Origin of the sequence: Xanthomonas sp. WHRI 8932A, assembly GCF_035012785.1 — a bacterium.
In the GTDB taxonomy this organism is placed as follows: Bacteria; Pseudomonadota; Gammaproteobacteria; order Xanthomonadales; family Xanthomonadaceae; genus Xanthomonas.
In genome coordinates this window covers 60,831-72,736 of record NZ_JAYGQQ010000010.1, presented here as the reverse complement: position 1 = coordinate 72,736, position 11,906 = coordinate 60,831, and the positions used below count along the sequence as shown (strand labels likewise).

Genomic DNA, 11,906 nt, shown 5'->3' with positions numbered 1-11,906 from the left:
GTGTGCCCGGCAATGACAGGTATCGACTTCCAACAATGCCGCATTGATGCGTGCGGCAGCGCTCGTTGAGGCCACTCACACACCGCAGTCCACGCAGACGCGCAATACGGGGTCTTGCGCCGGCGCGTGGGCGCAACTAGACGGGAATCGAAACGCATCCCGCACACGTCGGATCCAGGCAATGGCCCTTCGCCCTCTCGCTGCGCCTCCAGCCACCGTACCGCGCAGCGACTGCCGCAGCCGCGTGCCACCGCACCGCACTGCGCAGCGACGAGAGCCGCCGCGCTTACTTGGGCGGCGGCGGCGCCAGCACGGTGCGATCGCCGTTGTGCTCAGGCTGGCTGACCACGCCCGCCGCTTCCATCGCCTCGATCAAGCGCGCAGCGCGGTTGTAGCCGATCTTCAGGCGACGCTGCACACCGGAGATCGATGCGCGCCGGGTTTCGGTGACGATGCGCAGTGCCTCGTCGTACAACGGGTCGGACTCATCCCCGCCGCCGCCACTGCTCTCCGGCAAGCCGGTTGCGCCCACCACGGTGCCATCGCCCATGGTCTGCACTTCGTCGAGCACGCCTTCGACATAGGACACCGGCCCGCTGGCTTTCAGATGCTCGACCACCCGATGCACTTCTTCGTCGCTGACGAAGGCGCCGTGCACACGGTCCGGCAGCGCGGTGCCCGGCGGCAGATACAGCATGTCGCCATTGCCCAGCAGCGCCTCGGCGCCGGACTGGTCCAGGATGGTGCGCGAGTCGATTTTTGAACTGACCTGGAAGGCGACGCGGGTCGGGATATTGGCCTTGATCAGACCAGTGATCACGTCCACCGACGGCCGCTGCGTGGCCAGAATCAAGTGGATACCGGCCGCACGCGCCTTCTGCGCCAGGCGTGCGATGAGCTCTTCGACCTTCTTGCCGACGATCATCATCATGTCGGCGAATTCGTCGATGAAGATAACGATGAACGGCAGCGTCTCCAGCGGCCGCGGCGCTTCGCCCAGCTCCGGATTCGGCTTGAACAGCGGGTCCATCATCGGCTGGCCGGCGTCGATGGCGTCCTTGATCTTCTTGTTGAAGCCGGCCAGGTTGCGCACGCCCACCGCGCTCATCAGCTTGTAACGGCGTTCCATCTCCGCCACGCACCAGCGCAGGCCGTTGGCGGCCTCCTTCATGTCGGTGACCACCGGCGCCAACAGATGCGGGATGCCCTGATAGACGCTCAATTCGAGCATCTTCGGGTCGATCATCAACATCCGCAGTTCCTTGTGCGAGGCCTTGAACAGCAGGCTCAGCACCATCGCATTGACCGCCACCGACTTGCCCGAGCCGGTTGTACCGGCCACCAGCAAGTGCGGCATGCGCGCCAGATCGGCCACGGTCGGGCGCCCGGCAATGTCCTTGCCCAGCGCAAGCGTCAGTGGACTGGCCGACTTGTCGTATTCCTTGGAACGCAGCAGCTCGGACAGGAAGATCATCTCGCGGGTGACGTTGGGGATCTCCAGACCCACCACCGACTTGCCCGGAATCACGTCCACCACACGCACCGACTTGACCGACAGGCCGCGCGCGATGTCCTTGTCCAGCGAGCTGATCTGGCTGACCTTGATGCCCGGCGCCGGCTCGATCTCGAAGCGGGTGATCACCGGACCGGGATAGGCCCCGACCACCTGCGCCTCGATGCGGAAATCCTTGAGCTTGAATTCGATCTGCCGCGACAGCGTTTCCAGCGTCTCTTCCGAATAGCCCTTGGCCTGCGGCTTGGGGTCGTCCAGCAATGCCAGCGGCGGCAGATCCGAGCCGTCGGTGCTCACGCCCTGGAACATCGGGATCTGGGTGTCGCGCTTGGCGCGCTCGCTCTTTTCCACCACCGGTGCCGGCGGCGGCTCGATCTTGACCGGCTCGCGCTTGGCCTGCTTGACCGCATCGACCTTGCGCACTTCCTCGCGCTCTTCGCGCATCACGCGGGTTTGCTGCCACTCGGTCGCCTGATGGGTCTTGCGCTGCATCAACGGGCCCAGCGCCAGCACCCACTGACCGATGCGCTCCATCACCACAAACCACGACAACCCGGTCGCCAATGTGACCGATACCAGCAGCAGCACTATCACGAACAGATTGGCGCCCAGAGCACCGAAGCCCGAACTGAGCGAGCCGCTGACCAGCTTGCCGAGAATGCCGCCGGCCTCGGCGACCTCGCCCTGGAACAGGCGCAGATGCAAAAAGCCGGTCGAAGAAATCAGAAAGCCCACCATGCCAACCAGCCGCAGCGCCGGCCCCAGATCGCTCTGACTCTGCTCCTCGCGTTCGCCGATCAGCGCGATCCAGGCCACCGCGCCCAGGATCACCGGCAGCAGGAAGGCCACATAACCGAACAGCTGCAGCAACACATCCGCCGCCATCGCGCCGAATCTGCCGCCCATGTTGTGGATCGGCGCGACCAGATTGCCGGTGCGCGACCAGCCAGGATCGGTTGCCGAATAGGTGAACAGGCTGGCCAGCAGATACAGCAACAACGGCGCCACCGCGATCAATGCCAGATCGCGCCAGAGCTTTTGCCGACGCGGATTGTCCGCCACCGCCGTCTTGCGCGACGACGATTTGCCCTCTGCGGGCTTGCTGCGTTCGGGAACCTGCTTTGCCACCTGTAGCCAGACCTTAGAAAAATGCTGTTAGTGGTTGATAATAAACGACTGAGGCCACGGTTTCAGCAGTTGGATGAGCACCGGCTGCCGGGGCGCCCGGCCGCCAACGAAAAACGCCGCACGAGGCGGCGTCGAACATGTAATCAGGGCGGACCATGCCATCTGCGGTTCAAGCAGTTCCATCGCGCCGCCTTGATTCACCGGGTGGGGACCGCCACTCTATGCCGCCACGGGGGCGCAATTCATCAGCGCCGTCCCTACCAATTCCTAGACCGCGAGTATACATGAGCGCCTCATCTGCCAGTCCCGCCAAGCATTCCCGCCTGCTGATCCTGGGCTCCGGCCCGGCCGGCTGGACCGCCGCGGTCTACGCCGCCCGCGCCAATCTCAAGCCGGTGGTGATCACCGGCCTGCAGCAGGGCGGCCAGCTGATGACCACCACCGAGGTGGACAACTGGCCGGGCGACCCCCACGGCTTGATGGGCCCGGACTTGATGAACCGCATGCAGGCGCATGCCGAGCGCTTCGAGACCGAGGTCATCTTCGACCACATCCACACTGCCGATCTGTCGCAGCGGCCGTTCCGGCTGATCGGCGATAGCGCCGAGTACACCTGCGACGGGCTGATCATCGCCACCGGCGCCACCGCCAAGTACCTGGGCATCCCCAGCGAAGAGGCCTTCAAGGGCCGCGGCGTCTCCGCCTGCGCCACCTGCGACGGGTTCTTCTACAAGGACCAGGACGTGGTGGTGGTCGGCGGCGGCAACACCGCGGTCGAAGAAGCGCTGTACCTGTCCAACATCGCGCGCAAGGTGTACCTGGTGCACCGCCGCGACACCCTGCGCGCGGAAAAGATCATGCAGGACAAGCTGTTCGCCAAGGTCGCCGCCGGCAAGATCGAAACCGTCTGGCACCACGCCATCGACGAAGTGCTGGGCAACGATGCCGGTGTGACTGGCGTGCGGGTCAAGTCCACCCTCGACGGCAGCACCCGCGATATCGACGCGCACGGCTTCTTCGTTGCCATCGGCCACCACCCCAATACGCAGCTGTTCGACGGCCAGCTGGCCATGAACAACGGCTACCTGGAAATCCGCTCCGGCCTGAACGGCGCAGCGACCGAGACCTCGGTGGCCGGCGTGTTCGCCGCCGGCGACGTGGCCGACCAGCACTACCGCCAGGCCATCACCTCGGCCGGTTTCGGCTGCATGGCCGCGCTGGATGCCGAGCGTTACCTCGACAAGAGCGCCTGAGATGGCTGCTGACCGCCGGCCGCGCCGCGCGGACAGCAGCACCAACGGGCCGCGCGCATGAGCGTGACGGCCCGCTGGTGCCGCCGGCTGGACGAGCTTCCTGCCGGTGCCTGGGATGCGCTGCACGACGGCAGCCATCCCTTCGTCAGCGATGCCTTTCTGCAAGGCCTGGAACGCGAAGGCTGCCTGCGCCCGGATTGGGGCTGGAATCCGCTGCACCTGACCTTGTGGACCGGCGACACGCTGGTCGCCGCCGCGCCGGGTTACCTGAAAAACAATTCGCACGGCGAGTTCGTGTTCGACCATGCCTGGGCGCATGCGTATGCGCGCTACGGGCAGGAGTATTTCCCGAAGTGGCTGTGCGGCGTGCCCTACTCGCCCGTCACCGGCCCGCGACTGCTCGGTGCGCCCAAGTGGCGTGGGCATTTGCTGGCCGCGATGCGCGAGCTGGTGGAGCGCAGCAGCTTGTCCTCGGCGCATGTGAATTTTCATCTGGCCGACGAAGACACCGCGTTCGATGCCGAGTGGCTGCAGCGTCACGATCTGCAGTACCACTGGCACAACACCAGCGGCTGGAGCGACTTCGAAACGTTTCTGGCCGCGATGGACCACAAGCGCCGCAAGAACATCCGCCAGGAACGCGCCAAGGTGCAGCGCGCTGGCATACAGCTGCGCGTGGTGCATGGCGATGAGGCCAGCGAGGCGGACCTGGACGCCATGTACGGGTTCTATCTCAAGACCTTCAACGAGTACGGCAATTCGCCAGCACTGACTCCCGAATTTCTGCGCCACCTGGCGCAGCACCTGCCGCGCCAGCTAGTGATGTTCTTGGCCGACCTCGACGGGCACCCGATTGCCGGTGCGTTGTGCCTGCGCGGCCACGACACGCTCTACGGCCGCTACTGGGGCGGCGAAGCCCTGCCCGGGCTGCACTTCGAAACCTGCTACTACCAAGGCATCGAATACTGCCTGCGCGAAGGCCTGAGCCGCTTCGAGCCAGGCGCGCAGGGCGAGCACAAGATTGCGCGCGGCTTTCTGCCGACCGTGGTGCGCAGCCGTCACTGGATCGCCGACCCCGGGTTCCGCGAACCATTGGCGCAATGGTGCGCCGACGAGCGCGAGGCCGTCGCGCGGCACGCGCTCGAACTGGCAGACCACAGCCCGTTTCGCGACTGACCCAATGCGCGCCACCCGCATGCCGCACCGCTAGACTCACCCCATGTCGCGCGCCCTGCCCCACTTGCTGTTACCGGACCCCGCCAGTCCGTTTCCTCCGGTCGAACACGCTTTACGCGACCCCGACGGACTACTCGCCCTTGGCGGCGACCTGCACCCGCAACGCCTGCTCAACGCGTACGCGCAGGGCATCTTTCCTTGGTTTTCGGAAGGGCAGCCGATCCTGTGGTGGAGCCCAGACCCGCGCATGGTGTTCCGCACCGATAGCGTGCGCCTGTCGTCGCGCTTCAAACGGCAGCTGCGCAACTGCAATTGGACCCTGCGTGCCGATACCGCATTTGCAGAGGTCATTGCCGCCTGCGCGTCCAGCCCGCGTCCCGGACAGGACGGCACCTGGATCACCGCGCAGATGCAGGCGGCATATCTGGAGTTACACCATCGCGGCCACGCACACTCGCTGGAAGTGTTCGATGGCGCGCGTCTGGTCGGCGGCATCTACGGCGTGGCAGTCGGCAGGATGTTCTTCGGGGAAAGCATGTTCAGCGCAGTCAGCGGCGGCTCGAAAGTAGCGTTAGCCGCCCTGGCCGCCGACCTGCATGCGCGCGGCTGGCCGCTGCTCGATGCGCAGGTGGAAAACCCGCACCTGCTCAGCCTGGGCGCGCAGCACATGCCACGCCCGGAGTTTGTGCAACACGTGCAGCGTCAGGTTGCCCTGGTAGAACCGGCCGGCAGCTGGTCCGAACGCTACGGCGAGCGGCCCGCCACGGCACTGGGTGAAGCCCGCTTAACATAAAATTTGCACCACGGGGAGATGGAGCGTAAAATGCCGTCCCTTACGGCCCCTCCGGGCCAGCTTTGATTGCCAGGATTACATGTCGAAAGACGACTCCATTGAATTCGAAGGCAGCGTCAGCGAGACGCTTCCCAACACCACGTTCCGGGTCAAGCTGGAAAACGGGCATGAAATCATCGCCCACATCTCCGGCCGTATGCGCAAGAACTACATCCGCATCCTGACCGGCGATCGGGTCAAGGTTGAGATGACTCCGTACGACCTGACCAAAGGCCGTATTACCTACCGCATGAAGTAAGCGGTTCTGGTGCTGAGACGCAAGGCGGCCAATGGCCGCTTTTTGTCGTGCCTGTGATTTGGCACGTTGCTGGTGGCAGTGCCGTGACTCATCACGATGTGGCGCGGGCTGCAATCCGCTGACGGGCATATCCACGAGCCCGCATCGACCACGCGCGCGCTGGCATTCGCACGTCAAACTCGGGCATGCGCCGATACGGCACCACCCTTGCCGTTTTCTTGCTCGCCATAGCGCATTGCGGGGTTCAGCAGATGCGAGGCGCTCGACGGATTATGGGGCGTTGGGAGCTAACTGGCTGCTCGTACAGACAGCATCGAGCAACCCCCGTCCCGGACATAAAAAAGCCGCTCATTCGAGCGGCTTTTTTGTTTCAGAACGCATGAATCACCTGCGTCGATCAGTCGACGGTTGCCGGCAGCAAGCGCTCCGGCTCCGGATGCGCCTCCACAACCAGCTCGCCATCCTTGACGTCGATATTGACCCGCCCGCCCTCTACCAACTTGCCGAACAGCAGCTCGTCGGCCAGCGGACGCTTGATCTTCTCCTGGATCACGCGCGACATCGGGCGTGCGCCCATCAGCGGATCAAAGCCGTGCTGGGCCAGCCAGTCGCGCGCGGTCGGGGTGGCCGACAGCGAGACGTGCTTTTCCTGCAGCAACATTTCCAGCTCGATGATGAACTTGTCCACCACGCGCAGGATGTGGTCGAAGCCCAGCGCCTGGAACTGCACGATGGCATCCAGACGGTTGCGGAACTCCGGCGTGAACCCGCGGCGGATCGACTCCATCGCGTCGGTGGAATGATCCTGCTTGGTAAAACCAATTGAGCGACGCGATGCCTGCGTGGCACCGGCGTTGGTCGTCATCACCAGGATCACGTTCTTGAAGTTGGCTTCGCGCCCATTGGTATCGGTGAGGATGCCGCGGTCCATGACCTGCAACAGGATGTTGAAGATGTCCGGATGCGCCTTCTCCACCTCGTCCAGCAGCAGCACACAGTGCGGCGTCTTGACGATTTTCTCGGTCAGCAAACCACCCTGATCGAAGCCGACATAGCCCGGAGGCGCACCGATCAGACGGCTGATCGAATGCGCTTCCATGTACTCGGACATGTCGAAACGCACCAGCTCGATGCCCAACTGCAATGCCAACTGCTTGGTCACCTCGGTCTTGCCCACACCGGTGGGGCCGGCGAACAGGAAATTGCCGATCGGCTTTTCCGGGTTGGCCAGACCAGAGCGTGCCAGCTTGATCGAGCCGGCCAGCGTCTCGATCGCCGGGTTCTGCCCGAAGATCACCATCTTGAGGTTGCGCTCCAGATGCTGCAGCACGTCCTTGTCGGTGGCGCTGACCTGCTTGGCCGGAATGCGCGCCATCTTGGCGACGATGGTTTCGATCTCCTCGATGTCGATCAACTCCTTGCGCACGCCCTCGGGCAGCAGTCGCTGACGCGCGCCGGCCTCGTCCATCACATCGATGGCCTTGTCCGGCAACAGACGGTCGCCAATGTGCTTGACCGACAGGTCCACCGCCGCCTGCAATGCATCGTCGGCGTAGGTGACGCCGTGGTGCGCCTCGTACCTGGGCTTGAGGCCCTGCAGGATCTCGAAGGTTTCACCGACGGTCGGCTCGACGATGTCGATCTTCTGGAAGCGCCGCGCCAACGCCCGGTCTTTTTCGAAGATGCCGCGGTATTCCTGGAACGTGGTCGAGCCGATGCAGCGCAGCTCGCCCGATGCCAGCGCCGGCTTGATCAGGTTGGAGGCGTCCATGGTGCCGCCCGAGGCCGACCCGGCGCCGATGATGGTGTGGATCTCGTCGATGAACAGCACCGCATTGGGCACCTTCTTCAACGCGGTCAGCACGCCCTTCAGGCGCTTTTCGAAGTCGCCGCGGTACTTGGTACCGGCGACCAGCGCGCCCAGGTCCAGCGAGAAGATCACCGCGTCGGCGAGTACTTCCGGCACGTCGTTGTCGACGATGCGCTTGGCCAGGCCCTCGGCGATCGCGGTCTTGCCCACACCCGCCTCACCCACGTACAGCGGGTTGTTCTTGCGGCGGCGGCACAGGACCTGGATGGTGCGCTCGATCTCATCGGCGCGGCCGACCAGCGGGTCGATCTTGCCGTTGCGCGCCTGCTCGTTGAGGTTGGTGGCGTACTCGGCCAGCGCATCGCCCTTGGCCTCGCCCTCCCCGCCCTCGCTCTTGGGCTCGCCGTCGGACGCAGACGGCTGCTCGCCGTCTTCACCCAGCTTGGCGATGCCGTGGGACAGGTAATTGACGATATCCAGACGGGTGATGTCCTGCTGATTCAGGAAATACACCGCGTGGGAATCCTTTTCGCCGAAGATGGCGACCAGCACGTTCGCGCCGGTGACCTCTTTCTTGCCCGAGGACTGCACGTGGTAGACCGCGCGCTGCAGCACACGCTGGAAGCCCAGGGTCGGCTGAGTGTCGCGGCCATCGTCTTCGGCCAGACGCGAGACCGAGGCCTCGATCGCCTGTTCCAGGTCGTTGTGCAGCCGCAGCTGATCCGCGCCGCAGGCCTTGAGCACGGCTTGCGCGGAAGGGTTGTCCAGCAGCGAGAGCAGCAGGTGCTCGACGGTCATGAACTCATGACGCGCCTCGCGTGCTCGCTTGTAGCACTGGCCGATGGTTTGCTCTAGGTCTTTGCTGAACATTGGTAACTCCGAACGGCTGTTGCCAACAATATGCGGCTTTTGTTGGGATTTTCCACAACCCTATCGGATAGGCATGTTCAGACGGCGTTAGCACGTGATTGCAGCCACACTGTTGCGCTGCTGGAATGATCCCGCTACCAGCTCAGGTCTGTTCCATCGTGCACAGCAGCGGATGCTGGTTCATGCGCGAAAATTCGTTGACCTGCGCCACCTTGGACTCGGCCACTTCGCGGCTGTAGACCCCGCAAACGCCGCGTCCACGGGTATGAACGTGCAGCATGACCTGGGTGGCCCGCTCCAGATCGAGGTTGAAAAACTGCTGCAGGACGGTCACCACGAAGTCCATCGGGGTGTAGTCGTCGTTCAGCAGCAGCACCTGGTACCGCGGCGGTGGCGCCACTTCAGGCTTGCTGGCTTCGACCGTGAGGCCATGATCGTGTTCGTGAGATGTCTTCCGGGGCATCCGGCCATTATACGGTTCATCGCCGCGCGCATTGGACGATTTGCGCCGCGGCCCGCACAATTTGTCTCCGATTCCCCGGCTGGCCCTTGATGACCGATACCCCGACCGCGCTGCGACAGGCGCCGTCTGCTGCTGCATCCCTGCATGCCCGCGCGCCCCTGCCTGCCCTGCGGTGTTGGGCCGCTCGCCCGTGCACCGATGCGGTGACCGATGCAATGGCCGGCCTGTCGCCCGCCCAGGCGCTCGACCGATGAGCACGCCCGAACAGCGCTGGCACCCGGATGTCACCGTGGCCACGGTGGTGGTGCGCGACGGCCGATTTCTGCAGGTGGAAGAAACCATCGCGGGCCGGCTGTTGTTGAACCAGCCCGCAGGCCATCTGGAGCCGAACGAAAGCCTGCTGGACGCAGCCGTGCGCGAAACCCTGGAAGAGACCGGCTGGGACGTGCGGCTGACCCACTTCATCGGCACCTACCAGTGGGTGGCGCCGAGCGGCCAGTGCTTCCTGCGCTTCGCCTTCGTCGGCGAGGCGGTGACCCATCACCCGGAGCGCCGCCTGGATACCGGTGTGGTGCGCGCGCTATGGATGACACCGGATGAATTGCGCGACGCGACCGAGCGGCTGCGTAGCCCATTGGTGTGGCAGGTGGTGGCCGACTTTCTGGCCGGGCAGCGTCACCCGCTGGCGTTGGTACAGCACGTCGCATGAGTACGCCGCGTATCGTGGTGGGCGTGTCGGGTGGCGTGGATTCGTCGGTGGCGGCATGGAAACTGGCGCAGCAAGGCGAGCCGATCGCCGGGCTGTTCATGCAGAACTGGGCCGACGACGGCAGTGGCGATTGCCGCGCCGAAGACGACCGTCGCGATGCGGTCGCGGTGTGCGGCGTGCTGGGTATCCCGTTCCACTTTCGCGATTTTTCGGGCGAATACTGGAGCGGCGTGTTCGAGCACTTTCTGGCCGAATATGCCGCCGGACGCACGCCCAACCCGGATGTGCTGTGCAACCGCGAGGTCAAGTTCAAGCATTTCCTGGACGCTGCCCAGGCGCTGGGCGCCGAGCGCATCGCCACCGGCCATTACGCGCAGGTAGCCCACAGCGGCGGACGCTGGCGGCTGCTGCGTGGGGCGGACCGTGGCAAGGACCAGAGCTATTTCCTGCACCAACTGGGGCAGACCCAACTGGCCGCGACCCTGTTCCCGATCGGCGATCTGGAAAAGAGCACGCTGCGCCGTATCGCCCAGGACGCCGGTCTACCGACCCACGCCAAAAAGGATTCCACCGGGATCTGCTTCATCGGCGAGCGCGACTTCCGCGAATTTCTGGGGCGCTACCTGCCCGCCCGCACCGGTGAGATCCGCGACCCGCAGGGGCAGCGCATTGCCGACCATCCGGGGGTGTTCTATTTCACCCTGGGTCAGCGCGAAGGCCTGAAGATCGGCGGCGTGCGTGGCCGGGCAGCAGCGCCCTGGTATGTGGTGGGCAAGGATGTGGCCAGCAACGTGCTGTATGTGGATCAGGACCGCGACAGCCCCTTGCTGCAATCGCGCTGGCTGCAGTCCGAGCAAGCCCACTGGGTGACCGGCGCACCGCCTGCGCGCCGCTTCAGTTGCACTGCGCAGACACGCTACCGGCAGCCGGACGAGCCGTGCACGGTGGACGTGCAGGACGATGGCAGCGTGCAGGTGTGGTTCGAGCGGCCGCAGCGGGCGGTAACGCCCGGGCAGTCACTGGTGCTGTACGACGGCGAGGAATGCCTGGGCGGTGCGGTCATTGCCGCCACCGATGCGCCGCTGGAACGCCAGTTGGCGGGATCTTCTTTTTCCTCTGAGGGTGTGGCTTGATGAGTGTTTCCATGGAATACCGCGTGCTGGCGCTTGCCGGCGTCGCCCAGGCGTTGCAGCAGGTGCGGCGGATCGCCGAAACCGGGCATTCGGAAGCGGCGACGGTGCGCACCGCCATGGACAGCGTGTTCCGGGTGGACGCGGCCTCGCCAGAGGCCGTTTACGGCTCGGCTGAGGCGGTGGCGCCCGGTCTGCGCCTGTTGCACAACTACTTCCGCAACCAGGCTCAGGACGATGTGCTGCCGCGCCTGGCGCTGGCGGTGCTGCAACTGGAGCGCCGTTTCGTGCGCGACACCACCACCGTGTCGACGGTGTCCAACGGCATCGAGGCAGCCGCACGCCAGGCGCAGAACCTGAACGACAGCGCTCATCCGGATGTTCTCAGTTCGCTGGGCGGGCTGTACGCGCAGACCATCAGCCACCTGCGCCCCAAAGTCATGGTGCAGGGCAACCCGCATTACCTTGGCCAGGCAGGCGTGGTCGCGGAAATCCGCGCATTGTTGCTGGCGGCAGTGCGCTCGGCGGTCCTGTGGCGGCAGATGGGGGGCAGCTTGTGGGACTTCCTGTTCGCCAAACGCGCGATGAGCGAAGCGGTGGACCGCGTGCTGCGCTGAGTAGCGCAAATAAAGCGGTTTCAGGCGCCTATAACGGGCGCTAGCGTGCGCCGGCCGCAAGCGCATGGGCAAGACGATATGGCGATCGTCGCTAAAGACAACGGGGGTATTGCCGATACAGCAACCGTGACTCTGCCGAGAACGCC

General features: G+C 64.8%; 10 protein-coding genes. 7 read left to right on the top strand and 3 right to left on the bottom strand.

Annotated features, from left to right (window positions below):
- Window positions 1-286 precede the first annotated feature (286 nt).
- Window positions 287-2,641 (bottom strand): DNA translocase FtsK 4TM domain-containing protein, encoded by a 2,355-nt coding sequence (locus VC212_RS16875; RefSeq protein WP_323526434.1) that lies wholly within the window; start codon window positions 2,639-2,641, stop codon window positions 287-289.
- 284 nt (window positions 2,642-2,925) lie between these two features.
- Between VC212_RS16875 and trxB the strand changes: the two genes are divergently transcribed.
- The 4 genes from trxB (at window position 2,926) to infA (ending at window position 6,161) form a co-directional block, all read left to right on the top strand.
- Window positions 2,926-3,894 carry a thioredoxin-disulfide reductase gene (trxB, locus tag VC212_RS16870; protein WP_055854385.1) on the top strand — a complete coding sequence of 323 codons (969 nt, stop codon included), beginning with the start codon at window positions 2,926-2,928 and terminating at the stop codon, window positions 3,892-3,894.
- A gap of 57 nt (window positions 3,895-3,951) precedes the next feature.
- Window positions 3,952-5,070 (top strand): GNAT family N-acetyltransferase, encoded by a 1,119-nt coding sequence (locus VC212_RS16865; protein ID WP_323526433.1) that lies wholly within the window; start codon window positions 3,952-3,954, stop codon window positions 5,068-5,070.
- A gap of 43 nt (window positions 5,071-5,113) precedes the next feature.
- Window positions 5,114-5,863, top strand: a complete 750-nt coding sequence (aat, locus tag VC212_RS16860) for a leucyl/phenylalanyl-tRNA--protein transferase (RefSeq protein ID WP_323526432.1) — start codon at window positions 5,114-5,116, stop codon at window positions 5,861-5,863.
- Window positions 5,864-5,942: 79 nt separating this feature from the next.
- Entirely contained in the window at window positions 5,943-6,161 is a 219-nt protein-coding gene (gene infA / locus VC212_RS16855) for a translation initiation factor IF-1 (protein WP_002813418.1), read from the top strand.
- 397 nt (window positions 6,162-6,558) lie between these two features.
- Here infA and clpA read toward each other — a convergent pair whose 3' ends face one another.
- Window positions 6,559-8,841, bottom strand: a complete 2,283-nt coding sequence (clpA, locus tag VC212_RS16850; RefSeq protein ID WP_055854392.1) for an ATP-dependent Clp protease ATP-binding subunit ClpA — start codon at window positions 8,839-8,841, stop codon at window positions 6,559-6,561.
- A gap of 142 nt (window positions 8,842-8,983) precedes the next feature.
- Window positions 8,984-9,304, bottom strand: a complete 321-nt coding sequence (clpS, locus tag VC212_RS16845; protein WP_016901748.1) for an ATP-dependent Clp protease adapter ClpS — start codon at window positions 9,302-9,304, stop codon at window positions 8,984-8,986.
- Between the two features lie 250 nt (window positions 9,305-9,554).
- On the opposite strand from clpS, the gene VC212_RS16840 reads away from it, so the two are divergent.
- The 3 genes from VC212_RS16840 to hflD are packed head-to-tail and all read left to right on the top strand — an operon-like array spanning window position 9,555 to window position 11,760.
- Window positions 9,555-10,013 carry an NUDIX hydrolase gene (locus VC212_RS16840; protein ID WP_323526431.1) on the top strand — a complete coding sequence of 153 codons (459 nt, stop codon included), beginning with the start codon at window positions 9,555-9,557 and terminating at the stop codon, window positions 10,011-10,013.
- Window positions 10,010-11,146 carry a tRNA 2-thiouridine(34) synthase MnmA gene (mnmA, locus tag VC212_RS16835; protein WP_323526429.1) on the top strand — a complete coding sequence of 379 codons (1,137 nt, stop codon included), beginning with the start codon at window positions 10,010-10,012 and terminating at the stop codon, window positions 11,144-11,146. Before VC212_RS16840 ends, mnmA begins: the two co-directional genes overlap by 4 nt.
- Window positions 11,146-11,760: a high frequency lysogenization protein HflD gene (gene hflD / locus VC212_RS16830; protein ID WP_055854405.1), complete on the top strand. Its 615-nt coding sequence runs from the start codon at window positions 11,146-11,148 to the stop codon at window positions 11,758-11,760. The genes mnmA and hflD overlap by 1 nt, the downstream gene beginning before the upstream one ends.
- Window positions 11,761-11,906: the final 146 nt, after the last annotated feature.